Consider the following 25,303-nt stretch of genomic DNA (forward strand, 5'->3'; position numbering starts at 1 on the left):
AGGAAGATGTTTTGCGTAGTGATTTTAAAAGAAGGAGATTTACGAATGGATATTCGATTAGCACGTATAGATGATCGTTTGATCCATGGGCAAGTTGCAACTGTCTGGTCTAAATTGACTGGCGTTGAACGTATCATCGTCATCAGTGACGTAGTAGCAAAAGATAAGTTACGAAAGTTTCTTTTAAAAGAAGCTGCTCCTCCAGGGATCATGGCAAATGTCATCACAGTCGAAAAGATGATCCAGATTTTTGAGAGCGGACTCTTAGCGAGAACGAAAGTGATGCTTTTGTTTACGAATCCTAAAGACGTTGAAAAAATTGTCCGAAGTGGTATCCGACTGAATTCTCTAAATATCGGAGGAATGAGTTTTTCTGAAGGGAAAACCATGATCACAAATTTTGTGTCCGTCGATCAACGAGATATTGAAGCCTTCCATTTTTTGGATGGACAAGGTGTCGAACTGGAGATTCGGAAAGTACCCGCAGATCGGAAAATCTTTTTGATGGAATTGCTGACCAAAGCCAAAAAAGCATAAAATTGTTGTTGCGTAACGGTCAAATGTATCTGTTGTAAGAGGAAAGCACTTATTTTTTTATTTTTGATTTTGTTACAACAAAAAGAAGTAGGAGGTATAAATATGGTAGGGATTATCCTTGCAAGTCATGGGCAATTTGCTGAAGGAATCTTACAGTCGGGTTCAATGATCTTTGGCGAACAAGAAAACGTCAAAGCTGTTGTTTTACAACCGAGTGAAGGTCCAGATGACTTGAGAGCCAAATTAGAAGAAGCAGTCGCTTCCTTCGATAACCAAGACGAAGTCTTATTCTTAGTTGATTTATGGGGCGGAACTCCGTTCAATCAATCAAACACATTATTTGAAGAACACAAAGATAAGTGGGCAATCGTAAGTGGTTTGAACTTGCCTATGCTGATCGAAGCATATGCTTCACGTTTTTCAATGGAATCAGCGCATGAAATTGCTGCTCATATCATTGAAACAGCAAAAGAAGGTGTGAAAGTCAAACCAGAAGAATTAGAGCCAGTAGTAGAAACTAAAGCTGCAGGACAAGAAGCTAGTACTTCAGGAGCACCTGGTAAATTCACTTATGTATTAGCACGTATTGATTCACGTTTGTTGCACGGACAAGTAGCAACTGCTTGGACAAAAACAACAAAACCAACACGTATCATCGTTGTATCTGATGCTGTAGCAAAAGATGAATTACGTAAAAAATTGATCCAACAAGCTGCACCTCCTGGGGTAAAAGCTCACGTTGTACCAGTTGAACAAATGATCAAACTTGCAAAAGACGATCAACATTTTGGTGGACAACGCGCATTGCTATTGTTTGAAAATCCTCAAGATGTCGTGCGTGCAGTTGAAGGTGGCGTACCACTAGAAACAGTGAACGTCGGTTCAATGGCGCATTCTCCAGGTAAAGTACAACCAAATAAAGTACTTGCTTTCAGTCAAGATGATATTGACTCATTCAATAAATTGAAAGAATCTGGCGTGAAATTCGATGTACGTAAAGTACCGAATGACTCTAAAGGAAACATGGATGAAATTTTGAAAAAAGCGCAAGATGAATTGAAAAATCGTGCTTAATTAATTATCAGAAAAAATGGAGGATTACTATCATGGATTTAAATATTATTCAAGTGATCTTAGTCATCATCGTCGCATTTTTAGCTGGTATGGAAGGAATTCTTGATGAATTTCAATTCCATCAACCAGTTGTTGCATGTACGTTGATCGGCTTAGTAACTGGAAATCTAGTTCCTTGTCTTATCTTAGGTGGTACATTACAAATGATCGCGCTAGGTTGGGCAAATATCGGTGCCGCTGTCGCTCCCGATGCTGCTTTAGCATCTGTTGCATCTGCAATTATTTTAGTTTTAGGTGGTCAAGGTTCAGCCGGCGTTTCTTCAGCGATCGCGATTGCTGTGCCACTAGCTGTTGCTGGTTTATTGTTAACAATCATTTGTCGTACGATTGCGACAGCGTTTGTTCATTTGATGGATGCTGCTGCAAAAGAAGGTAACTTTAGAAAAGTTGAATTATGGCACATTGTTGCAATCTGTATGCAAGGTGTTCGTATTGCAATCCCTGCTGGTTTGATCTTAGCAATCGGTGAAGGTCCAGTAAGAAGCTTACTTGAATCTATGCCAGTTTGGTTAACAGACGGATTAGCTATCGGTGGTGGAATGGTCGTTGCCGTTGGTTACGCAATGGTTATCAACATGATGGCTACAAAAGAAGTATGGCCATTCTTTGCAATCGGTTTTGTTTTGGCAACTGTATCAGAAATCACTCTTATCGGTCTAGGCGCAATCGGTATTGCTTTAGCTCTTATTTACTTGGCACTTTCTAAACAAGGTGGTTCAGGTAACGGCGGAAGCTCAAATACTGGTGACCCACTAGGCGATATCATCGATAACTATTAAAGGAGGCGTTCACGAAATGGCAGAAGAAAGAATTCAATTATCTAAAAAAGATCGTATTTCTGTTTGGTTGCGTTCGACTTTCCTTCAAGGATCTTGGAACTACGAACGTATGCAAAATGGTGGTTGGGCATTCTCAATGATCCCAGCGATCAAGAAATTATATAAAACAAAAGAAGACCGTGCGGCTGCGTTGACACGTCATTTAGAGTTTTTCAACACACATCCATACGTTGCTTCACCAATCATCGGGGTAACTCTTGCACTAGAAGAAGAACGTGCAAATGGCGCACCTGTTGATGATGTTGCGATTCAAGGGGTTAAGGTTGGTATGATGGGTCCTTTAGCTGGTATCGGTGATCCAGTCTTCTGGTTTACAGTAAGACCGATCCTTGGTGCTTTAGCAGCTTCTCTAGCGATGGCTGGTAACATCTTAGGCCCAATCATTTATTTCGTTGCTTGGAATATCATCCGTATGGCATTTATGTGGTACACACAAGAATTCGGCTACAAAGCTGGTTCTAAAATCACAGAAGATTTATCTGGTGGATTGTTGCAAGATATCACTAAAGGTGCTTCAATCTTAGGGATGTTCATCTTAGGTTCATTAGTTAACCGTTGGGTATCTATTGGTTTCGCACCAGTAGTATCAGAAGTTAAACTTGACGATGGCGCGTTCATTGACTGGAGCAGCTTACCTGCAGGTGCTGAAGGAATCAAGAGTGCTTTGGAACAACAAGCAGCTGGACTTTCTCTATCTGAATACAAAGTAACAACATTACAAGACAACCTAGACAGCTTGATCCCTGGATTAGCTGCATTGTTACTAACATTGTTCTGTATGTGGTTATTGAAGAAAAAAGTTTCACCAATCGTTATCATTCTTGGATTATTCGTAGTGGGTATCGTATTCCACTTGATCGGTTTAATGTAATCTAAAGGAATAAAAGATAAGCTGTGACAGAAATCAATCATTGATTTTTGTTGCAGCTTTTTTCTTGAAACGTATCGAGATTGGTCTCTTCAATCGTCCTGTTACATCAGGGAGTGAATGGGAGAAACTGTTCGTTGAAGGTAGTGTCTATGCTCGAAAAGGCATATAATTTATGATAAGATGACCTTGATATAGAAGCGAAAACTTGTGAGTATAAGTGAGGTCAACCGCTTCTGACCTACCTTCTTTTACTTAATATAACTTTAGATTGATTAGAAATGGAGTGATTGAAATGGTCCAATCGCTGAATACAAAAGTGGACTTAACGATGAATGCCACCTCTTATCTAGGGGTAGCAGAATATGGAAAAATCATGATCGGGGATAAAGGATTTGAATTTTACAACGATCGCGATGCACGTAAATTTGTGCAGATCCCTTGGGAAGAGGTCGATGTAGTAATTGCCTCAGTGATGTTCAAAGGGAAATGGATTCCCCGTTTTGCGATTCGAACAAAGAAAAATGGGACGTATTCATTTTCTGCGAAGCGCCCTAAGGAAGTTTTACGAGCAGTTCGAAAATATGTCGACCCAAGTCACATGGTGCGCTCTCTCAGTTTGTTCGACGTAGTCAAACGAGGTGTGATTGGTATTTTTAAGCGTAAATGATCTGTAGCGAACCCTCATCGTTTGCTTGGTTTTTATTTCTTATGATAAACTTAAGAAGTAAAGAGGGAGGTTATACGATGAGTTGGTTATGGACATTGATTGTTGGTGCGATCATTGGAGCGATTGCTGGAGCAATCACAAGTAAAGGAAATTCGATGGGATGCATCACAAATATTATTGCTGGTTTGATTGGTTCAACGATCGGTCAAGCGATTTTTGGTAACTGGGGACCGAGCGCTGCTGGTATGGCACTTATTCCATCTATTTTAGGGGCAGTGATCTTAGTTGCAGTTGTTTCATTTTTCTTTGGCAAAAGATCTTAGAAATAAAAGTATGAAGCGTTTTGACTTGAGTGAAAGTTCAAGTCAGAACGCTTTGTTCGTTTCTATTGAGGGAATTTATCTTTCTTATGCCTATAAAAAAGAAAGTTTGCTATAATGATAAAAAGAGTGCAAAGAAAGAAGGAATTTACACATGATGTTACGAGTAGAAAAGTTACGCAAAAAAATGCGAGAAGCGAATCTAGATTCATTTTTAGTGACAAGTCCTTACAATCTCCGCTATTTGACAAACTTTACCGGAACGACTGGTTTAGCTGTGATCACATTAGATAAAGCTTTTTTTATTACGGATTTTCGTTATACAGAACAAGCAGCAGCACAAGCACAAGGCTTTGAGATCATCAAAAATGTTGCCCCTATCTTTGAAGAAGTAGCAGATTTGACGCACAAAGAAGGTTTGAAAAATCTAGCGTTTGAAGAACGTACAGTATCATTTTTAGAGTATTCGGTATTAGAAGAATTACTTGATGCAGAATTGATCCCTGTTTCTGACATGATCGAAGAATTGCGTGAAGTAAAAGATGACGATGAATTAGTGATCATTGAAAAAGCATGTAGTATCGCTGACATGGCGTATGATCATATCCTAAAAATGATCCAACCAGGCATGACAGAGATCGAAGTTGCGAACCAATTAGATTTCTATATGCGCTCACTAGGTGCATCCGGTGTATCTTTTGAAACGATCGTGGCAAGTGGCGTTCGTTCCGCAATGCCACATGGTGTTGCTAGCAAAAAGATCATTGAACAAGGGGATTTGATCACGATCGACTTTGGCTGTTACTACGAAGGCTATGTTTCTGATATGACTCGTACTTTTGCGATCGGTGATCCAGGAGAAAAGCTGAAAGAAATCTATCAAATCGTCTTGGATGCTCAATTAGCAGTGTTAGAAGCTGCTAAACCAGGTGTGACAGGAATCCAGCTTGATGCAGTGGCTAGAGACTATATCAGTAAACATGGTTACGGTGAAGCATTTGGTCATTCGACTGGCCACGGTATTGGGTTAGAGATCCACGAAGGGCCTAATGTATCTTCTCGTGCAGAGAAGCCGTTTGTTGTTGGTAATGTCATCACAGATGAACCAGGTATTTACTTACCAGGAATTGGCGGGGTCCGGATCGAAGATGATCTGTTGATCACGGCTGAAGGAAATCGGGTGTTGACTCACTCACCAAAAGAATTGATTATTTTATGATCGATTAGCCTTTTTCAATAAATGTAAATGTCAAAACTCAGACTTTGTTATAGAAAATGGGCTCATTTAATGATACACTATAAGAGAAATCAAGCGATTGTAAACGGCGCGTTTTTCACGCATGACTGATTTACAGGCGACAGTTTTCCTAGGTACATGAACGGAGCTTATTGAAGTGAGGGATGTACGTAGGCAAAAGGAGGAATAAATAAAAATGGCAGACGAAAAAAACTTAGTCTTACATGCTAATCAAGATTTAGGAGAAATCGTGATTGCACCAGAAGTAATCGAAGTCATTATCGGTATTGCAGCTTCTAAAGTCGAAGGTGTCTACGGGATGCGTGGAACTTTTGCTAGCAATGTCACAGAATTGCTAGGTCGCGCAGCGCATGGTAAAGGTGTATATTTAGTCAATGATGAAGAAGGTTTGAAAGTTGACTTATATTGTTATTTAGAATATGGCGTTTCAGTACCAAAAGTAGCGATGGAAATGCAAGATCGAGTGAACCAAGAAGTACTTTTCATGACCGACATTGCACTAGCTGAAGTCAATATCCATGTCGTAGCAGTTGTGCCAGAAAAATTGGAACAACCAGCAATCGATGAACTTTTTGAGGACGAAGAGGAAGAAAATGAATAAAGAGTTATCAAGACACGAAATTCGCGAGATGGCATTACAGGCATTGTTCCCATTAGATTTCAATACTGATCTGACGAAAGAAGATGCGATTTTCAATGCGATCGAGTTGGATCACCAAGAGATGATCAATGAAGAGCAATCAGAATTTGTTCCGGTATATCTAGACACACTAGTAGGTGGCGTCTGTGCAAAAAAAGAATCGTTAGACACGATCATTGAAAAGCATTTAAAAAATAATTGGCGGATCAACCGTATCTCCAAAATGGACTTGATTATTTTAAGAATCGCGATTTTCGAAATGATGTACGTGGATGACGTACCTGCAACCGTTGCATTGAATGAAGCAATCGAGTTAGCGAAGACCTTCAGTGACGACCGCTCACGTAAGTTCGTGAATGGTATGTTATCGAATGTGTTGAAAGAATTAGAAGCTGGGGCGTAAGTCCTAGCTTTTTTCTATGATGGTCAAGAAATCAGGTTATGTTACAAGAGATTTCTATGGTAGAATGAAAGCAAAAATATCTGGGAGTGATCGTATGTCAGAACTGATAAATGGAAAAGAATTAGCAGAAAAAATGCAAGCAGAACTTGCTTTAAAAGTAAAAGAGCTTAATGAACGACAAATCAATCCCGGATTAGTTGTTTTATTAGTTGGCGAAAATCCAGCAAGCCAAGTCTATGTTCGCAATAAAGAGCGAGTAGCCAATCAATTAGGCATTTATTCAAAAGTAGAACGCTATAGTCAAACAATCTCAGAAGATGAACTGTTGAGTGAAATCGAGAAATACAACCGCGATCCTCTTTTCCATGGCATACTGGTACAGTTGCCATTGCCAGAGCATATTGATGAAGAAAAAGTATTATTGGCTATCGATCCTAAAAAAGATGTCGATGGTTTCCATCCATTAAATCTAGGACGCTTGTTTGCAGGAAATCCGGATAAGATCCCTTGTACGCCTTATGGAATCATGAAAATGTTTGAAGCTTATAATATTGATTTAACAGGCAAACGTGCTGTAGTGATCGGTCGTAGTAATATTGTTGGTAAACCAATGGGACAACTTTTATTGATGGCGGATGCGACAGTCACGATCGCTCATTCAAAAACGAAGGACCTTCCAGCATTAGCGCGAGAAGCAGATATCCTCGTGGTAGCTATTGGTCGCGGTCACTTTGTAACGAAGGATTTTGTCAAACCTGGTGCAGTCGTTATCGATGTCGGTATGAATCGCGATAAGGAAGGCAAATTGATTGGTGATGTCAAATTTGATGAAGTCGCTCCTCTTACAAGCTTCATCACACCTGTTCCTAAAGGAGTAGGACCAATGACGATCACGATGCTGATGGCACAAACGGTGCAATCAGCTGAAGCGGAGCGAGGCGAGTTATGACGCAAGAGTATCTCACGGTCACCACGTTAACCAAATATTTAAAACGAAAATTCGAAGCAGATCCATATTTGGAAAGAGTTTATTTAACTGGTGAAATCTCAAATTTCCGTATGCGAGCAAATGCGCATCAATACTTCAGCTTAAAAGATGATCATGCAAAAATTTCTGCGATCATGTTCAAGGGGGCTTTCCAAAAGTTACGTTTCCAACCAAAAGAGGGCATGAAAGTATTAGTGATCGGTCGTATCTCTCTTTACGAAGCCAGTGGTTCTTATCAAATCTACGTAGAACATATGGAGCCGGATGGTGTCGGTGCGCTCTACCAAGAGTTAGAGGAACGAAAAGAGAAATTGATGAAAGAAGGCCTATTTGCCGGACCTAAACAGGCACTACCGAGATTTCCCAAAAGGATCGCGGTGTTAACAAGTCCAAGTGGAGCAGTCATTCGTGATATCATCACGACGGTCAAACGTCGTTATCCGATTGCGCAGCTTGTTTTGTTCCCAACAGTTGTCCAAGGAAATCAGGCCGCAGATGATGTCGTTCGCAATATCCAACGTGTAGAAGAGCTGGGGAATTTCGATACGATGATCATCGGACGCGGAGGCGGCTCGATTGAGGATCTTTGGCCTTTCAATGAGGAACGAGTGGCTCGTGCCATTTACCAAGCCAAAACGCCAAGTATTTCCTCTGTCGGACACGAAACAGACACGACGATCGCCGACTTAGTTGCAGATGTTCGCGCAGCGACACCGACTGCGGCAGCTGAATTGGCTGTACCAGTGCTATCTGAAGAGTTGATGCGGATCAAAGAACGACAAGCACGCTTAGAACAAGGTTTTTTACGTCAGATCCAAAGAAAGCAAGAACGATTTGCTCGAGCGCGACAATCTTATGTTTTTCGTCAACCTGAACGACTTTACGAAGGACAAACAATCAAATTAGATCAATTGCGGCAACGTCTGTATCAAGCGACGCAGCAAATTTATCATGCAAAAGAAAAACAAACGTTGAATTTAAGTCATCAGTTGCAACAAGTCGCACCAATTTATCGAGTGAAAGCAGCCAAGCAAGAAACAAGCTACTTAGAAAAACGATTAGCAGAAAAAATCCAACAATATATGCAACAACAGCAACAAAAATTTCAACAAGCGGTTCAATCACTTGATTTACTTAGTCCTTTAAAAATCATGGGTAGAGGATATAGCTACACGACGTTGAATGATCAAGTAGCAAAAAGTGTCGAAGAGATCCAAGTCGGTGATGAATTAGTCATTCATTATGCAGATGGACGGGTCAAAGGCAAAGTGGAACAGATCGAAAAGGAGACAGAATAAGATGGCAAATCCAACATTTGAAGAATCATTGCAAGAATTAGAAAAAATCGTCATGCAATTAGAGCAAGGAGATGTCCCTTTAGAATCAGCGTTAGATGCGTTCAAAAGAGGAATGGAATTGAGTAAGCAATGTCAAGATACACTTTCGAAAGCGGAAGAAACATTAACAAAAATGATGACTGAAACGAATGAAGAAATCACTTTTGACGAGAAAGAGGGAGCATGATGGAACTAACTGATTTTTCTGAGATCCACCTGCCTTTGGTAGAAGAAGAAATGGTTTCTTTCATTACGGAATATACGTCGGATGAGCGCCTGAAGGAAAGTATGGTCTATTCGATCCATGCGGGCGGAAAAAGAATCCGACCACTTGCTTTACTAGCAACTGTCTCTTCATTTGGTACCAAGATCGACACTTCGGTTTACCAAGTGGCAGCCGCATTAGAAATGATCCATACGTATTCATTGATCCATGATGATCTTCCTGCGATGGATAATGATGATCTGCGCAGAGGCAAGCCAACGAACCATAAAGTTTACGGAGAAGCTTTAGCGATTTTAGCAGGCGATGGTTTACTAACAGGTGCCTTTCAGTTGATCAGTATGACTCACTTAGCCAATTCACCAAAATTATTGTTATTGCAGCAATTAGCTGTTAGCGCTGGAACCCAAGGAATGGTAGCAGGTCAAGCGGCAGATATCGAAGGTGAAACGAAAGAGTTGACGCTAGAAGAATTAGCACTGATCCACGAGCGAAAGACTGGACGTCTTATACGCTATGCTTTGCTAGCTGGGGGTATTTTAGCGGAACAACCAGAAGAAGTCTTGCTTCAATTACAAAAAATCGCCGCACATCTCGGTTTAGCATTTCAAATCCGCGATGATCTATTGGATGTAACTAGCACGACTGAAGCGTTAGGAAAAACAGCGGGCAAGGATGAGCGAGCGGATAAAAATACGTACCCTCGTTTATTAGGAATCGAGCAGACAAGAGCTGCCTTGCAACAAGAAATCCATTCCGCTAATGAGATCATTGCCCAGTTAGAACAAGAAGTTTGTTCATTTGATGGAGACATCCTTCGTCAATTGGTCAAACGATTCGATGAGAAGTGAGGAAAAGGATGGAAAAAGAACGAGTAGATGTATTAGCTGTCAAACAAGGGCTATTTGAAACGAGGGAACAAGCAAAACGTTCTGTGATGGCTGGTTTGATCTATAATGAAAAAAATGAACGTTTTGACAAACCAGGAGAGAAAATCCCTGTGAGCAGTGAACTAAAAGTCAAAGGAAAAAAATTGCCGTATGTATCTCGTGGTGGGTTAAAATTAGAGAAGGCATTAAAGCAGTTTGATCTGACAGTAAAGGATAAGGTATTGCTTGATATTGGGGCATCTACTGGAGGCTTTACAGATGCAGCACTGCAAAATGGTGCAAAGATGAGTTATGCGTTAGATGTGGGCTATAATCAGTTAGCATGGAAAATCCGCCAAGACCCCAAAGTGGTAGTGATGGAACGCGTTAATTTTCGTTATGCAAAACCAGAAGATTTTGATCAAGGTGTTCCTGAAGTGGCAGTTATCGATGTTTCATTCATCTCTTTGAAACTGATGTTACCACCTTTACATGCGATTTTAAAACCAGAAGGTGAAGTGATCGCATTGATCAAACCACAGTTCGAAGCAGGCAGAGAAGCTGTTGGCAAAAATGGCATCGTCCGTGATGCTGCAACACATCAACAAGTTATCGAAGAAATTTTGACTTTTTCTACAGAACATGGTTTTGATGTATTGGATCTAAGTTATTCTCCAATCACTGGTGGAGAAGGAAATATTGAATTTTTAGCGCACTTGAAAAAAGTATCAGATAAAGGAACAATCTATGCGAACGTTGATCCAGTTCAAATCGTTGAAATGGCTCATGAACAATTTACGCATAAGCGATAGTCTCGAAAAATGATAAAAAAAGACTATGAGTTCTTCTTTATTAAGCGCTTGAAATAAGCTATCATTGATAGAAGAAGGATTGGCGAAGGAGCGGATTGAGCATGAGAAAAAAAGATCGACATCGTTTGATTACTCGATTACTGAATGAACAAGATATACGTAAACAAGAAGAATTTGTAGAAATACTAAAAAATAGAGGAATCTCTGTCACGCAAGCGACGATTTCAAGAGATATCAAAGAGCTGAAATTGATCAAAGTTCCAGCTGTAGATGGCGGCTATCGTTATAGTTTGCCTGCTGAAACAAGTGAAGATGTGAACACAAAGTTAGAAAAATTATTGAAAGACGCATTTGTAGCTGTTGACCAGATGGAGAAATTCGTTATTTTGAAAACCTTGCCGGGTAATGCTTCAGCTGCTGCAAATCTGATCGATAAGCGTTACAAAAAAGAATTATTCTCAATCATCAATGATGATGACAATGTGTTGATGATCACACGATTGGAAGAAGATGCTGTTCAATTAAAGAAAGATTTTCTGCATTACCTTTAATCTAAGGAGTGATTGCAATGCTACAAGAAATCAGTATCACCAATTTTGCGATTATTCCTGAGTTGCGGTTGTCGTTTCATGAAGGAATGACTGCTTTAACAGGAGAAACCGGTGCGGGTAAGTCAATTATCATTGATGCTTTAGGCTTATTAGCAGGGGGTCGCGGATCAAGTGATTATATCCGTCAAGGTGCGGATAAATGTATTCTTGAAGGATTATTCGAATGGCCAAAGCAAAAGGGTTTTGAATCATTGATGGAAGAATTGGGGATCGAGTCGGATGGCTCAAACCTGATTGTTCGCCGTGATATGTCATTGACAGGAAAAAATGTCTGTCGGGTCAACGGGCATATTGTTACATTGGCGAATCTAAGACGTGTCGGTGGTTACTTAGTGGATATCCAAGGCCAAAATGAACACCAAGAATTACTACAACCTGAATCGCATCTTGTTTTACTTGATCGTTTTGGAGATGCGACGTTCCAAGAGAAGAAAAGAACGTATCAAGAAGCTTATGAAGCATATCGTGAACTAGAAAGAAAAGTACGTAAGATCCAACAAAACGAAAAAAACTATGTGCAACGCATCGATATGTTGAACTTTCAACAAGAAGAAATCGCAGCTGCACAACTAGTAGTTGGTGAAGAAGAAAAACTAAAAGAAGAGCGCGATAAGTTAAGTAATTATCAAAAAATCGTTGATGGCTTGGCTACGGGTTACGGCGCATTAAGTGAAGGGGAACAAAGCAGTCTTGATGGTGTCGGGATGGCTGTTTCTGAAATACAGAGTATCGCGCATCTTGATCCAGAATACGAAGCGATTTTTGAGAATATCCAGAGTGCCTACTATTTGTTGCAAGATGCAGTAGGGGATATGAGCAGACAAATCGATTTACTTGAACTGGATGAAAATCGTTTAGAAGAAGTAACGCAACGTATGGAAACGATCCGACAATTAAAACGTAAATACGGTGATTCAGTTGAAGCAATCTTAGCCTACTACGAAGAAATTTCAGAGGAACTAGATTCTTCCGACTTTACAGAAGGTCAGCTTGATAAAATGAAGCAAGAACTCACTCAAAAAGAAGAACGAGCTTTTCAGTGTGCGAATGAGCTTCATCAAGCAAGAAAAGCCATTGCAAGTGAGTTGGAGCAATCGATTTTACGTGAATTGAAGAGCCTGTATATGGAAAATACCGAATTTGAAGTTCGTTTTTCCAACCGAGCAGATGGACGATTAGACGAGCAAGGGATTGATGTCCTTGAATTTTATATCACGACGAACCCAGGAGAACCATTGAAACCGCTGGTCAAAGTTGCTTCAGGCGGTGAGTTGTCCCGAGTATTACTTGCATTGAAAACCATTTTTTCTTCTGAGCATGGGGTGACTAGTATCATTTTTGACGAAGTAGATACTGGGGTCAGTGGCCGAGTGGCACAAGCCATTGCAGATAAGATATTGAAAATCTCTAAGTATTCTCAAGTACTCTGCATCACACATCTACCCCAAGTAGCTGCTGTAGCGGATTATCAATACTACATTGTAAAAGAAGTAGTCGGTGGAAGAACACGAACATCCGTTGCCGAACTAGCTGCGGCTGAAAGAGAAAATGAAATTGCGCGAATGTTGGCAGGTAGTGAGATCACACCATTAACGATCGAACATGCCAAAGAATTACTGCGCTTAGCGAAAAAATAAAACGATGCAAGAAGCATTCAACTAAAAAAGCAGAGCTTGGAAATCAGAAATGATTTCCAAGCTCTGCTTTTTTTATCATTAATCATAAAGAGACTAAGGTTATTAGCAGTTATCTACATTACACTGATTACAGCAGTTAAAACGACTGAACCGATTGTCAAAATCAACATTGTCCAAATCACTAATTTGGTCACTTTCGCAAAAGTACTCGTTTGTTTTTTTTCTCGCATCGTGATTACCTCGATTTATTATTGTTAACTTAATTTTACATGCTTTTCGCCTATTCTACAAGAGGGCATCTCTATAAAAACTTCCCTTTTTTTAAATAATAAGTGGTTAACAGGGAAATGATCACGGTCAATAAGATCAGCCAGAGAAACGCATCATCCCTTTCAGCAATTGGTAGTTTAATGTTCATCCCATAAATACTTCCGATAATTGTAGGGATTGTTAAGATGATCGTTAAAGAAGTTAAAATTTTCATAATATTATTCAAGTTGTTGGAAATGATTGCTGAAAAAGTTTGGTTCATTTGCTCGACTAGCTTTAAACGGATACGAGCAGTTGTCTTCGCTTGTTCGGTTTCGATGATCACGTCTCTTAGATGATTCATCAAAGCGTGATTATTTTGGACAGCTTGATTTTCGGCTAAGTGTTGTAAGGCTTCAAGGTTGGAGGCTGTCGCTTCTTTGAAGTACACTAAACTTTTTTGGATATCCATGATTTGATATAGCTGTTTATTTTCAGTTGAAACTTTTAATTGTGTTTCAAGCAAGTCACATTGAGCAAGTAATGAAGATAAGTAGGTGTTAAAAGATTGAGTAATTTGCCAAAGCATCTGCATAAAAATATTTAGATTTGCCGAAAGGTCATTTTTATGAAACGTTTGTTGGAACACTTTCTTCAAAAAAAGTGGTTCATGATTGGTAATTGTGATAAGCTTCTTTTTGGGCGTGAGAATAATCGAGAACGGATAAGTGTCTACTTGGAAATACCCACTAGGACTTGTCTTTGGAAATGGGTATTGTAACAACAATAATGCTGGTTTCGTTAATTTTTCTTGATTGAATTCTTCTACCCGTGAGTTTTCTGCATCGTCTAAGACAGACGTAAGGTAATCTCTAGGTATCTGAAATTGTTCGATCAACTGATCGATCTCTTCTCCTGTAGGACGCTCGACACAATACCAAACGGTTTCAGCAGTTTCTTCCGATGAGTCAATCAATTTTTGGTCTTCGAGTGTGAAATACTTTATCATTGGGAACCTCCTCAATACTTCTTTCTTCTATTATAACTAATTCTTGAAAAGAACACATTGAAAGAGACTATCCTTTGACCAACAATGAGTTGATTTGTAAAAAAGGGCTATAGTAAAGTAATAAAACAGTATAAATTTAAACTAAATGAAATCGTTGTGTAAACTAAATCACGTATACTTAACGCAACGATTAAAAAGGAGATTTGTCGTATGGGCAGTTTTTCACCACTTGTATTATTTTGGTACATCTTTCCGGCAATCGTGATTTTTGGTTGTCAATTTCTAGTTAAAATCTTTGCTCTGACTCGCCGTTTTAAAGTCAAAGCACCTGATTTAGCCGTTCCCTTTTTGTGGGGAGGTATCCACGCATTGTCTCGTAATACCGCTACGTCTTCATTTTTGCCTTTTTTATTGATCACAATCCTTTTGATGGCAATCTGTATTGCGTTATTCCAAGCTTATTACTATGACGAAATCGTGTATTCACGTTATTTCAAAATGACTTGGCGACTTACTTTTTTGGTTACCTTAGTCATGTATGTCGTATTGATCGTCTTGAACATCCTTTCATTTCTCTAATATGACGCAATCAGGCTGTTAAAAGACTTTTAAAAATCTTTTTGCAGCCTGATTGTTAAAATTTTTTTTACTAATAAAAAAGTTATTCTCAGATTTCCTATAAAAGGTGGTAGAAAGTGGGGGATTGTGGTAGACTGATTTTAGTTAGTGGAGGATTGGGGGGAGTTTCGATGTTAATGGGCGAATATCGGCATAATATTGATGCAAAAGGTCGCTTGATCGTGCCTTCAAAATTACGCGAGGAGTTAGGCGAACAATTCGTGTTGACTCGTGGTTTAGATGGTTGTCTTTTCGGCTATCCAATGAGTGAATGGAACGAATTAGAATCGAAACTAAACGATATGCCTCTAGCAAAGAAAGACGCTAGGACGTTTGTGCGCTTTTTTTACTCAGCAGCTACAGAATGCGAGCTAGATAAGCAAGGACGTATCAATATCCCTAATACATTAAGAAACTACGCAACAATTACGAAAGAGTGTGTCATTGTTGGTGTGTCAAACCGAATTGAGATTTGGGATGAAGCCAAATGGCAAGAATTTTCAGAAGCTGCAGAAGAAAACTTTGATGAAATCGCTGAGAACATGATCGATTTCGGATTATAAGAAATAGGAAGAGGCTGACTAATGACTGAAACATTTCGACACTATACAGTCATGTTAAAAGAAACGGTAGATGGACTTGCGATCAAACCGAACGGAATATATGTGGACTGTACACTCGGCGGAGCCGGGCATAGCGAGTACTTATTAAGCCAATTGAATACAGAGGGTCATCTTTATGCGTTTGATCAAGATCAAAAGGCAATCGATCACGCAAAAATCCGTTTGGCTGAGTATGTCGAAAAAGGTATGGTCACTTTTATCAAAGCAAACTTCCGTGAACTTGAAGAGCGTCTGACGGAATACGTTTCTAAAGTCGATGGGATCCTTTACGATTTAGGCGTGTCCTCGCCGCAACTAGACGAAGCGGAACGTGGGTTCAGTTATCATCAAGATGCGCCTTTAGATATGCGGATGGATCAATCGGCACCATTGTCAGCTTATCATGTGATCAACGAATATCCATACAACGAATTAGTGAAGATTTTCTTTCGTTATGGAGAAGAAAAGTTTTCAAAACAAATTGCCAGAGAAATTGAACGGGTGAGAAAAGATCATCCGATTGAAACAACCGGGGAGTTAGTAGAGATCATCAAAAACGTGATTCCTGCCCCAGCAAGACGAAAAGGCGGTCATCCTGCAAAACGTATTTTTCAAGCTGTACGAATTGCAGTCAATGATGAATTAGGAGCTGAGGAAGCTTCCTTGGAACAAGCTATCCGTTTATTGAAGATCGATGGTCGGATCAGTGTGATCACTTTCCACTCATTAGAAGACCGGATCGTCAAAAACATGTTCAAAGAATATAGTACAGTCAAAGATCTACCACCGGGTTTACCGGTCGTACCTGATGAGTTCCAACCGGAATTAAAAGTGATCACGAGAAAACCGATGTTACCGTCTGAAGAAGAATTAGCAGAAAACAATCGTTCTCGTAGCGCAAAACTGCGTATCGCTGAAAAAATAAGAGAGAAAGAGGAGTAGAAGAATGGCAGAATTAAAGAAAGTCCAACAATATCCATATGATTTACAAGAAATTGAACTACCAGAGCAACCTCTGCCAGATTCACCCTCTGAGAAAGAAATCATTCTTCCTCAATCGCCAGCTAAGCGCTTGAAGCAAATCTCTATTTTTGAAAAGCTTGCAGTAGTGTGTATTGCTTTTTCCGTCGTTGCACTTTGTGTGTTGACAGTCATGTTAAGAACCAATATCAGTGGCATGGAAAAACAAATCGGTTCAATACAAGTTGAAGCCAATGAGAAGAAACAACAAAAAATAAGTTTGGAACAAGAGAAAAGTGAACTTTCTCGTACCGAACGTGTCAAACAAATCGCAGAAGAAAAAGGGTTGTCAATCAATGACGACAATTTAAGGAAAGTGAAGTAAATGAGTCTTAAAAATAAATTCCGGCGGTTTATGGAAAAGAAAAATCTAAATCCGATGAACAATCGCAAAAAAGTAGGTATCATTTTATTTGCTACGAGTATTGGATTGTTCTTTTTATTTGCCGTTCGTTTTGCATACATCGTGATCGGTGGTCATGTGGCAGGCACTTCATTAGAAGAAAAAACGAACCAGCTTTACCAAGGAAGTGAAGTGGTCAAGGCAAAAAGGGGCACGATCTTTGATCGTAATGGGGTAGCTTTAGCAGAAGATGCTACGTCTTACTCGATCAAAGCGATTCTTTCCAAAACCTATACGTCTGGAGACAAAAAATTATTTGCGCAAGAAAAAGATTTTGATACGCTTGCTGATATCATCAGTAAAAACCTTTCAATGGAAAAAAGCAAAGCATTGAAGGTCCTCCGTGATGGAGCCGATCAAAATTTGTATCAAGTAGAATTTGGTAATTATGGGCGCAATATCACCCAAGAAACCAAACAAAACATTGAAGATGAAATGAAAGCGGCCAATGTTACTGGCCTTTATTTTGATAACCATCCAGCACGTATGTATCCAAGTGGTGTCTTTTCTTCCCACTTTATTGGGTACGCTGTACCTGATGAAAAAGAGACTGGTTTAGTCGGACGTCTAGGAATCGAATCTGCTTATGATGACATCTTAAGTGGACAAAATGGAAAGATCTACTATCAAAAAGATAACTTCCAAAATCCATTACCTGGAACCGTAGCAGAAGAAGAACCGGCAACCGATGGGAAAAATATCTATACGACCCTTGATAGTCGTCTGCAAACTTACTTGGAAACGTTGATGGACCAAGTGAATGAAGAATACCAACCCGAAGAATTGACAGCTGTCTTGATGGAAGCTAAAACAGGTGAAATCACTGCCATGGCTCAACGCCCAACGTTCAACCCTGAAACGATGGAAGGATTGACTGGGGAAGATGCTGTATGGCGTAATATCCTTGTACAAGATTCTTATGAACCAGGTTCGACGATCAAAGTATTCACAACAGCAGCTGCGATCGAAGAAGGTAAATTTGATGAAAATGAATCGTTCTTATCTGGACAGATCAAAGTGGCTGATGCAACGATCAATGACCATGACTTTGGTAAAAAAGGGATGCTGACGATGCGTCAAGCTCTTTCTTGGTCTAGTAACGTTGGTATGGTGATGCTTGAACAACGCTTGGGTGGTAAATGGTATAACTATTTGCAGAAATTAGGATTTGGTCAAAGCACTCACTCTGGATTAGATGATGAAGTAGCTGGTGCTTTACCGACGGCCAATATCGTTGACCAAGCAATGAGTGCCTATGGTCAAGCGATCGGTGTGACTAATTTCCAAATGATGAAAGCTTTCAGCGCAATCGCAAATAATGGCACGATGATCCAACCACGTTATATCAGTAAGATCGTTGATCCGAATACCGGAGAAGAAGTATCTACTGAAACGGAAGTGTTAGGACAGCCGTTTTCTAAAGAAACGACAGAAAAAGTACGTGAGTATATGCGTGATGTCATTGAAGACGAAAATTATGGTAGTGCGTATGGCGTGTATAGTGTTCCAGGATATAACATCGCAGCTAAGACTGGGACTGCTCAGATTGCCTCAGATACAGGAGGCTACCTAACAGGAGAAACAGCTTATCTATATTCGATCGTCGAAATGATACCAGCTGAAGATCCTGAATATGTGTTATATCTGACAATGAAACATCCTAAGACATATGACCGTACAGCTTTAGCAAAAATCGCAAACCCATTGTTAAAACGAGCGATGGATTTCAAAGAAGCTGAAACAGCTACACCAGAAGAAAAGCGGACTGGCAATGTGACAGTCTCTGATTACCGGAACTTAAATCCTGATATTGCGGCCGCTGATGCACAAAAAAGCGGGTTGCAACCAGTAGTCATCGGTGATGGAGACAAGGTGCAAGCACAGTCCACAGCAAATGGTGATGAGCTGATATCTGGAGAAAAATTGATTTTATATACTGGTGGTACTGCACTGATGCCTGATGTAACAGGTTGGTCAAAAGCAGATATCATGAAATTAGGAAAAATACTTGGTGTAGAAGTGACGTTCCATGGCGATGGTTACGCAACGGAACAAAGCCTTGCACCATATGAAAAAATATCTGATGAAACCTTGAGTTTCCATCTAAAAGAATAATAGGAGAGAAGAGAGCATGGATTTGACACAAACATTGATCCCCATTGCGAGTAGTTGTGCAATGACGATTGCAACAATGCCGTTATTTATTGGTTATTTTCAAATGAAAAAACAAGGCCAAGCCATTCGTGAGGAGGGACCTAAATGGCATAATGTAAAAGCCGGAACTCCAACGATGGGGGGATTGGTGTTTTTAGTCAGTGCGATCTTGACAGGTATCTGGGTAGGTGCTTGGCAACAACAGTTGACACCTACTCTTTTCATCTTACTTTTTGTCCTTGCTTTATACGGGGCAATCGGCTTCTTGGATGATTTTATCAAAATCTTCAAGAAAAGAAACATGGGACTGAATTCAAAGCAAAAACTGATCGGACAAATCGCAGGTGGAATCATCTTTTATCTCGTTTATCGTGGGGAAGGTTATCCAGGAACACTGAACTTTTTTGGCATCGATCTGCCATTAAGTTGGTTGTACGGAGTATTTGCGATTTTTTGGCTAGTCGGCTTTTCCAATGCGGTCAACTTGACAGATGGGATCGACGGCTTAGTGGCTGGATTGGGCAGTATTTCATTTTTGACCTATGCAGTGATTGCTTGGCACCAACAACAGTATGACGTATTAGTCATCTGTTTAAGTGTTTTGGGCGGTTTACTAGGGTTTTTCGTTTACAATCGTAAGCCAGCCAAAATTTTTATGGGTGATGTCGGTTCTTTGGCTTTAGGTGGCTTATTAGCGGCAATCTCGATCATGCTCAATCAAGAATGGACGTTATTGCTGATCGGATTGATGTATGTCATTGAAACAGCTAGTGTGATGTTGCAAGTTTCTTCTTTCAAATTGACGGGGAAAAGAATCTTTAAAATGTCACCGATCCATCATCATTTCGAGATGAGTGGCTGGTCAGAATGGAAGATCGACACTGTCTTTTGGATAACAAGTGTAATTACTTCATTGATCACATTATGGATCGTATGGTAGGAGATGACGAGAATGAAAAAAATAACAACTTATGAAAATAAAAAAATCCTTGTTTTAGGATTAGCAAAAAGCGGATTTAGTGCGGCCAAGTTATTACATGAACTGGGCGCACTTGTCACCGTTAATGACGGTAAACCATTTGATGAAAATCCTGAAGCACAGGAATTGCTATCTTTAGGGATCAAAGTCGTGACCGGTAGTCACCCCATCGAACTATTAGATGAAAAATTTTCGATGATTGTCAAAAACCCTGGTATTCCTTACACACAACCATTAGTTGCAAAAGCTCAAGAAATGGGTATTCCGGTAATTACGGAAGTTGAACTAGCTTACGAAGTAGCGGAATGCCCAATTATAGGTATTACAGGAACCAACGGAAAGACAACGACCACTACGATGATCGGTTTATTGCTGAATGCAGGGAAATCGGCGGGTGTTGCACGTTTAGCAGGGAATATCGGGTTTCCTGCAAGTAGTGTGGCACAAGAGGCTGGTCCAGAAGATAAGATCGTCATGGAACTATCAAGCTTCCAATTGATGGGAATCACTGATCTTCGTCCACATATTGCAGTGATCACGAACATCTATGAAGCCCATATCGACTATCACGGCTCTCGTCCAGCTTATGTCAAAGCCAAATGGCATTTGCAAAAAAATATGACAGCAGACGATTACCTCGTGTTGAATTGGAACCAAAAAGAATTACAAGAACTCAGTAGAAAAACGAAGGCAAAAGTATTGCCTTTTGCGACAGATCAAGTTTTGGAAACAGGCGCTTATTCTTTTGAAGGAGCCATTTATTACGATAAAGAAAAAGTGATGGATACCTCAGAAATCGGTGTTCCAGGCGCCCATAATGTTGAAAATGCACTAGCAGCGATTACAGTGGCAAAACAATATGGCATATCAAATGAAGAAATAAAAGAAACGTTGAGTCATTTTCATGGCGTGCCCCACCGTACACAGTATGTTGGTGAAGTCCAAGGACGTAAATTTTATAATGATTCGAAAGCGACCAATATCTTAGCAACGAAGATGGCTTTAGGTGGTTTCAAACCAGAAACATTGATCTTGATTGCTGGTGGACTTGATCGTGGAAATTCATTTGATGAATTGATTCCATCGCTTGAAGGAGTCAAAGGCTTGATCACGTTTGGTGAGACAAAAGAGAAATTGAAAGACGCGGGTGAAAAAGCAGGGATCCCGACGATCTATACGGCAGAATCTGCGGAAGCAGCGGTTCCATTAGCTTTAGAAAATAGTGACCCGGGAGACGTGGTTTTATTGTCACCTGCTAATGCAAGCTGGGATCAATACCCTAACTTTGAGATCCGAGGCGATCGCTTTATGGAAGCCGTAAGAAAATTAAAATAGAAAAGTAGAAACGAGCGATAATAACTATGAAAATTTTGGTAACAGGTGGAGGAACCGGTGGACATATCTATCCCGCGCTAGCCTTCGTCAATTATGTGAAAACACAAGAGCCGAACGCCGAGTTTATGTATGTAGGTGCAAAACGTGGTTTGGAAAATAAAATCGTCCCAACCACTGGGATTCCTTTTCATACCTTAGAGGTCCAAGGATTTCAGCGAAAGTTTTCACTAGGTAATGTCAAAACGATCCATTTATTTTTAAAAAGTATCCATCAAGCAAAAAAAATACTAAAAGAATTCCAACCGGATATCGTGATCGGGACGGGTGGCTATGTATCTGGGGCAGTTGTCTATGCTTCTGCTAAGTTAGGGATTCCGACGATCATCCATGAACAAAACAGTGTTCCGGGAATGACGAATAAATTTTTAAGTCGCTACGTGGATCGGATCGCCCTTTCTTTTAAAGATGCAGCAACATTTTTTCCAGAAAATAAATCGGTTTTGATCGGTAATCCACGTGCCCAAGAAGTTGCAGATACGATGAAAACTGATATTCTAAAAAAATTCGACCTTGATCCTGAGAAAAAAACAGTTTTGATTTTTGGCGGGAGCCAAGGGGCATTAAAAATCAATCAAGCTGTTACTTCTTATTTAGACACGTTTACTGCTACTGACTATCAGATTCTTTACGCATCAGGTGATCGCTATTATCAAAGCATTAAGGAAACACTTGGAGAAGCGAAAGCAAACATCAGCATCCAACCTTATATCAATGATATGGCTGAAGTGATGGCGGCAAGTGATTTGTTAGTTGGTCGAGCAGGAGCAACATCGATTGCTGAATTGACTGCCTTAGGGTTACCTTCGATCCTTATCCCGAGTCCCTATGTGACGAACGACCATCAAACTAAAAATGCGATGAGCTTAGTTCGAGTTGGGGCAGCCAAGATGATTGCAGATGGAGAATTGGACGGTGATTCATTAGGCGCCGCGATCGCTGAGATCATGACAGATGAAACATTACAAAAGAACATGTCAACTGCTTCTAAAACATTAGGTATACCGGATGCATCGGAGCGCTTGTATCAACTGGCAAAATCGTTAATCAAAGAGTAAGGTGGTGGTCATAGATGAGTAAGAAAAAAGAAACAAAAAAGCCGGAGCAGTCAAACGACGAAAAAAAGTTGACGCCTTGGCAAATGGCCAACCGTGAATACTTAGAAGAACATAAAGAGCAGTCAGAGAAGCCGCTGGAAACAAGTGAAAAAAGCGATCAAAAGGAAGAGCAACAAGAAGCTACTATTCCTTCTAAAGTCGAAGACCCGCTTGTTGAAGAAGACTTCTTGGACTATGAAGAAATCGAACATAAGAAAGACGGCGCACCATATAATGGTTCGTTTATCGATCGTTTACCTAACTTGAAGAATTACCGAAATAAAGTTTTATATCGTAGGCTGAGCTTAATCATTTCCATTCTGTTGATTCCTTTGTTATTTTTGATTTATTATGTTTCTCCTTTAAGTAAATTAGAGGCAGTTTCTATTTCGGGAAACGAGGTCGTCTCCAAAGAAGAAATATTGAATGATACGCAATTAGAGATGAACCAGCATATCTGGGGACAGTATTGGCATCGCCAAACTTATATCGACCAGTTGAAAAAAGAACAACCTCGGATAAAATCTGCTACGATCGCTTTTAGTGGCATCAATACATTTGATCTGTCTGTCACTGAATACAAAGAGATCGCCTTGATTTTAACGGACGGGAAATATCATCCTGTGATCGAAGATGGCACGGTGTTAGATGAGACGGTTGAAAGTCCTACGAAGAACTTACCGATCTTAGAAGGATTCACAGATTCAACAAAAATCAAAGAATTAGCAACCGAATATAATAAGCTATCACCAGAATTGCAAAAAGCCATTTCAGAAATCAAGTATACGCCTCGTGATACTAATAAAAATTTGATCCAGCTAAATATGAATGATGGCAATCAGGTGATCGTCAACATTAGTAATTTAGCGACACAAATGAATTTTTATGCGCAAGTAGCAAGTGAAATGGAAGAAAATGGCGTGATCGATATGGAAGTAGGGATTTTCTCTTACCCATACTCAAATAACGATGAAGAAGAATCAGAAGAGGGAACAGAAGCAGGAACAGAAGAAAGCACAAACCAAACTTCTGTACCGGAAACAAGCGAAAATGAGCCTGAAATCAGCGAGAATCAAGACGAAATGAATCCGACAAATGAAAATACGACCCCATCTTCGTCAAGTTTGGATGAAAATTAAGAAAACCATTGTAAAATGTGATAATCTACTTTCTAAAAACTGGTAATTTATGGTAAAATTGGAAACAGTGAATATATCTATAAAGTATATTTTTAAAACGGACGTTATTTGTTCGCATGTATATGGAATAGTTAAGTAGGAGGGAATCCCATTCATGGCAAAAACAGGAATGTACGTAGGCCTTGATATTGGAACGACATCTGTCAAAGTTGTCGTGGCTGAATATATCGACAGCCAAATGAATATTATTGGAGTAGGGAACGCAAAATCAGAAGGGATTAACCGAGGCATCATCGTTGATATCGACAAAACAGTTCAAGCGATACAGCGAGCAGTGCGTCAGGCAGAAGAAAAAGCCGGCATCCAAATCAAAAGTGTAAGTGTGGGTCTACCAGCAAACATGCTTGAAGTAGAAAACTGCCAAGGGATGATTGCAGTAAACGGAGATTCAAAAGAAATCACCGATGAAGATGTCCGTAACGTGGCTTCAGCTGCACTGGTTCGTTCAATACCTCCTGAACGTCAAATCGTGTCAATTTTACCACAGGACTTTACGGTAGATGGATTCGAAGGCATCAAAGATCCTCGCGGGATGATCGGTGTCAGATTAGAAATGTACGGTCTATTATTTACAGGACCAAAAACAATCATTCATAACATCCGCAAGTGTGTTGAGAATGCAGGGTTGATCGTGAACGAATTAGTGATCACACCTTTAGCATTGACTGAATCGATCCTTTCAGATGGAGAAAAAGATTTTGGTACGATCGTGATCGACATGGGTGGCGGACAAACAACCACTGCTGTCATGCACGACAAACAGTTGAAATTCACAAGCCTGGATCAAGAAGGCGGCGAGTTTGTTACAAAAGATATCTCTATCGTTTTGAATACGTCATTCAACAATGCAGAAGCATTAAAAATAAATTATGGGGATGCTTACCCAGAACGTACTTCAGAGCAAGAAGAATTTCCGGTAGATGTGATCGGCCAAACAGAGCCTGTTAGAGTCGATGAGCATTATCTATCAGAAGTGATCTCAGCTCGTATGGAACAAATCTTCAACAAAGCAAAAGAAGCGTTGGATCAAATCGAAGCGTTAGAACTGCCTGGCGGCATCGTTCTAACTGGTGGGGCAGCAAGCCTTCCAGGTGTAGTTGATTTGGCACAAGAAATATTTGGCGTAAATGTAAAACTTTATGTACCAAATCAAATGGGTCTAAGAAATCCGGTATTTACAAACGTGATCAGTATCGTTGATTACTCTGCGAATTTAAGTGAAGTCTATCAATTAGCTAAAATCGCTGTAATGGGTGAATCAGCACCTGTTCATTATACAACCAATGAGCCGGAAGCTCACACATCTTATGAACAATATGATGTGGCAGAAGAAACAACGTATAACGAAGAACCAGAAGAAAAAAAATCTGGGGAAAACGTTACAAGTAAAATCAAAGGATTTTTTACCAATATATTTGATTAATCATCGTGGGAG

The 25,303-nt window shown here is 40.0% G+C and carries 28 protein-coding genes; 26 read left to right on the top strand and 2 right to left on the bottom strand.

Annotation, left to right across the window (positions count from 1 at the left end):
* The first annotated feature begins 45 nt into the window (after positions 1–45).
* The 16 genes from IGL24_RS04270 (at position 46) to recN (ending at position 13,146) form a co-directional block, all read left to right on the top strand.
* Positions 46–537, top strand: coding sequence for a mannose/fructose/sorbose PTS transporter subunit IIB (locus IGL24_RS04270; RefSeq protein WP_206856647.1), 492 nt, complete (start codon positions 46–48; stop codon positions 535–537).
* Between the two features lie 102 nt (positions 538–639).
* Positions 640–1,611 carry a mannose/fructose/sorbose PTS transporter subunit IIA gene (locus IGL24_RS04275; protein WP_206856648.1) on the top strand — a complete coding sequence of 324 codons (972 nt, stop codon included), beginning with the start codon at positions 640–642 and terminating at the stop codon, positions 1,609–1,611.
* 32 nt (positions 1,612–1,643) lie between these two features.
* The gene (locus tag IGL24_RS04280; RefSeq protein WP_206856651.1) at positions 1,644–2,450 is read left to right on the top strand and encodes a PTS mannose/fructose/sorbose transporter subunit IIC; all 807 of its coding nucleotides are present in this window, start codon (positions 1,644–1,646) and stop codon (positions 2,448–2,450) included.
* 16 nt (positions 2,451–2,466) lie between these two features.
* Complete coding sequence (locus IGL24_RS04285; protein ID WP_206856653.1) at positions 2,467–3,381, top strand: PTS system mannose/fructose/sorbose family transporter subunit IID; 915 nt, start codon at positions 2,467–2,469, stop codon at positions 3,379–3,381.
* Between the two features lie 292 nt (positions 3,382–3,673).
* On the top strand, positions 3,674–4,048 hold the full coding sequence (locus IGL24_RS04290; protein WP_206856654.1) for a DUF956 family protein: 375 nt from the start codon (positions 3,674–3,676) through the stop codon (positions 4,046–4,048).
* Positions 4,049–4,125: 77 nt separating this feature from the next.
* Positions 4,126–4,371 (top strand): GlsB/YeaQ/YmgE family stress response membrane protein, encoded by a 246-nt coding sequence (locus IGL24_RS04295; protein WP_010736004.1) that lies wholly within the window; start codon positions 4,126–4,128, stop codon positions 4,369–4,371.
* A 151-nt stretch (positions 4,372–4,522) separates the two neighbouring features.
* On the top strand, positions 4,523–5,587 hold the full coding sequence (locus tag IGL24_RS04300; RefSeq protein WP_206856655.1) for a M24 family metallopeptidase: 1,065 nt from the start codon (positions 4,523–4,525) through the stop codon (positions 5,585–5,587).
* 214 nt (positions 5,588–5,801) lie between these two features.
* Positions 5,802–6,227 (top strand): Asp23/Gls24 family envelope stress response protein, encoded by a 426-nt coding sequence (locus IGL24_RS04305; protein WP_206856656.1) that lies wholly within the window; start codon positions 5,802–5,804, stop codon positions 6,225–6,227.
* Positions 6,220–6,669 (top strand): transcription antitermination factor NusB, encoded by a 450-nt coding sequence (nusB, locus tag IGL24_RS04310; protein WP_206856657.1) that lies wholly within the window; start codon positions 6,220–6,222, stop codon positions 6,667–6,669. The genes IGL24_RS04305 and nusB overlap by 8 nt, the downstream gene beginning before the upstream one ends.
* A 94-nt stretch (positions 6,670–6,763) precedes the next feature.
* Positions 6,764–7,618, top strand: coding sequence for a bifunctional methylenetetrahydrofolate dehydrogenase/methenyltetrahydrofolate cyclohydrolase (locus IGL24_RS04315; protein WP_207115100.1), 855 nt, complete (start codon positions 6,764–6,766; stop codon positions 7,616–7,618).
* Positions 7,615–8,955, top strand: a complete 1,341-nt coding sequence (gene xseA / locus IGL24_RS04320) for an exodeoxyribonuclease VII large subunit (RefSeq protein WP_206856661.1) — start codon at positions 7,615–7,617, stop codon at positions 8,953–8,955. Before IGL24_RS04315 ends, xseA begins: the two co-directional genes overlap by 4 nt.
* Before the next feature lies 1 nt (position 8,956).
* Entirely contained in the window at positions 8,957–9,181 is a 225-nt protein-coding gene (locus IGL24_RS04325; RefSeq protein ID WP_206856663.1) for an exodeoxyribonuclease VII small subunit, read from the top strand.
* Positions 9,181–10,068, top strand: a complete 888-nt coding sequence (locus tag IGL24_RS04330; protein ID WP_206856664.1) for a polyprenyl synthetase family protein — start codon at positions 9,181–9,183, stop codon at positions 10,066–10,068. The genes IGL24_RS04325 and IGL24_RS04330 overlap by 1 nt, the downstream gene beginning before the upstream one ends.
* Positions 10,069–10,076: 8 nt before the next feature.
* Positions 10,077–10,898, top strand: coding sequence for a TlyA family RNA methyltransferase (locus IGL24_RS04335; RefSeq protein WP_207115097.1), 822 nt, complete (start codon positions 10,077–10,079; stop codon positions 10,896–10,898).
* 101 nt (positions 10,899–10,999) lie between these two features.
* Positions 11,000–11,449 (top strand): arginine repressor, encoded by a 450-nt coding sequence (locus tag IGL24_RS04340; RefSeq protein ID WP_206856668.1) that lies wholly within the window; start codon positions 11,000–11,002, stop codon positions 11,447–11,449.
* A gap of 17 nt (positions 11,450–11,466) precedes the next feature.
* Entirely contained in the window at positions 11,467–13,146 is a 1,680-nt protein-coding gene (gene recN, locus IGL24_RS04345) for a DNA repair protein RecN (protein WP_207700409.1), read from the top strand.
* A gap of 113 nt (positions 13,147–13,259) precedes the next feature.
* Here recN and IGL24_RS04350 read toward each other — a convergent pair whose 3' ends face one another.
* Both IGL24_RS04350 and IGL24_RS04355 read right to left on the bottom strand, forming a co-directional pair.
* The gene (locus tag IGL24_RS04350; RefSeq protein ID WP_010735989.1) at positions 13,260–13,376 is read right to left on the bottom strand and encodes a DUF4044 domain-containing protein; all 117 of its coding nucleotides are present in this window, start codon (positions 13,374–13,376) and stop codon (positions 13,260–13,262) included.
* A gap of 71 nt (positions 13,377–13,447) precedes the next feature.
* Entirely contained in the window at positions 13,448–14,404 is a 957-nt protein-coding gene (locus tag IGL24_RS04355; protein WP_207115095.1) for a magnesium transporter CorA family protein, read from the bottom strand.
* A gap of 210 nt (positions 14,405–14,614) precedes the next feature.
* Between IGL24_RS04355 and IGL24_RS04360 the strand changes: the two genes are divergently transcribed.
* The 10 genes from IGL24_RS04360 to ftsA all read left to right on the top strand — a co-directional run bounded on the left by IGL24_RS04360 (position 14,615) and on the right by ftsA (position 25,291).
* Positions 14,615–14,983, top strand: a complete 369-nt coding sequence (locus tag IGL24_RS04360; protein ID WP_206858021.1) for a DUF3397 domain-containing protein — start codon at positions 14,615–14,617, stop codon at positions 14,981–14,983.
* Positions 14,984–15,153: 170 nt separating this feature from the next.
* Complete coding sequence (gene mraZ, locus IGL24_RS04365) at positions 15,154–15,585, top strand: division/cell wall cluster transcriptional repressor MraZ (protein ID WP_206858322.1); 432 nt, start codon at positions 15,154–15,156, stop codon at positions 15,583–15,585.
* Positions 15,586–15,606: 21 nt separating this feature from the next.
* Positions 15,607–16,566, top strand: coding sequence for a 16S rRNA (cytosine(1402)-N(4))-methyltransferase RsmH (rsmH, locus tag IGL24_RS04370; protein WP_207700123.1), 960 nt, complete (start codon positions 15,607–15,609; stop codon positions 16,564–16,566).
* Between the two features lie 4 nt (positions 16,567–16,570).
* Positions 16,571–16,969 carry a cell division protein FtsL gene (ftsL, locus tag IGL24_RS04375; protein ID WP_206858037.1) on the top strand — a complete coding sequence of 133 codons (399 nt, stop codon included), beginning with the start codon at positions 16,571–16,573 and terminating at the stop codon, positions 16,967–16,969.
* Positions 16,970–19,162 (top strand): penicillin-binding transpeptidase domain-containing protein, encoded by a 2,193-nt coding sequence (locus tag IGL24_RS04380; protein ID WP_207700122.1) that lies wholly within the window; start codon positions 16,970–16,972, stop codon positions 19,160–19,162.
* A gap of 16 nt (positions 19,163–19,178) precedes the next feature.
* Complete coding sequence (gene mraY, locus IGL24_RS04385) at positions 19,179–20,141, top strand: phospho-N-acetylmuramoyl-pentapeptide-transferase (RefSeq protein ID WP_206858041.1); 963 nt, start codon at positions 19,179–19,181, stop codon at positions 20,139–20,141.
* Between the two features lie 12 nt (positions 20,142–20,153).
* Positions 20,154–21,515: a UDP-N-acetylmuramoyl-L-alanine--D-glutamate ligase gene (gene murD / locus IGL24_RS04390; RefSeq protein WP_207700121.1), complete on the top strand. Its 1,362-nt coding sequence runs from the start codon at positions 20,154–20,156 to the stop codon at positions 21,513–21,515.
* Positions 21,516–21,541: 26 nt separating this feature from the next.
* The gene (murG, locus tag IGL24_RS04395; RefSeq protein WP_207700120.1) at positions 21,542–22,630 is read left to right on the top strand and encodes an undecaprenyldiphospho-muramoylpentapeptide beta-N-acetylglucosaminyltransferase; all 1,089 of its coding nucleotides are present in this window, start codon (positions 21,542–21,544) and stop codon (positions 22,628–22,630) included.
* A gap of 14 nt (positions 22,631–22,644) precedes the next feature.
* Positions 22,645–23,808 carry a cell division protein FtsQ/DivIB gene (locus IGL24_RS04400; RefSeq protein ID WP_206858046.1) on the top strand — a complete coding sequence of 388 codons (1,164 nt, stop codon included), beginning with the start codon at positions 22,645–22,647 and terminating at the stop codon, positions 23,806–23,808.
* A gap of 154 nt (positions 23,809–23,962) precedes the next feature.
* On the top strand, positions 23,963–25,291 hold the full coding sequence (gene ftsA / locus IGL24_RS04405; protein ID WP_206858048.1) for a cell division protein FtsA: 1,329 nt from the start codon (positions 23,963–23,965) through the stop codon (positions 25,289–25,291).
* The last annotated feature ends 12 nt before the right edge of the window (positions 25,292–25,303 follow it).

It is taken from the genome of Enterococcus sp. DIV2371, from assembly GCF_050498525.1.
GTDB classification, from domain to species: Bacteria; Bacillota; Bacilli; order Lactobacillales; family Enterococcaceae; genus Enterococcus_B; species Enterococcus_B mangumiae.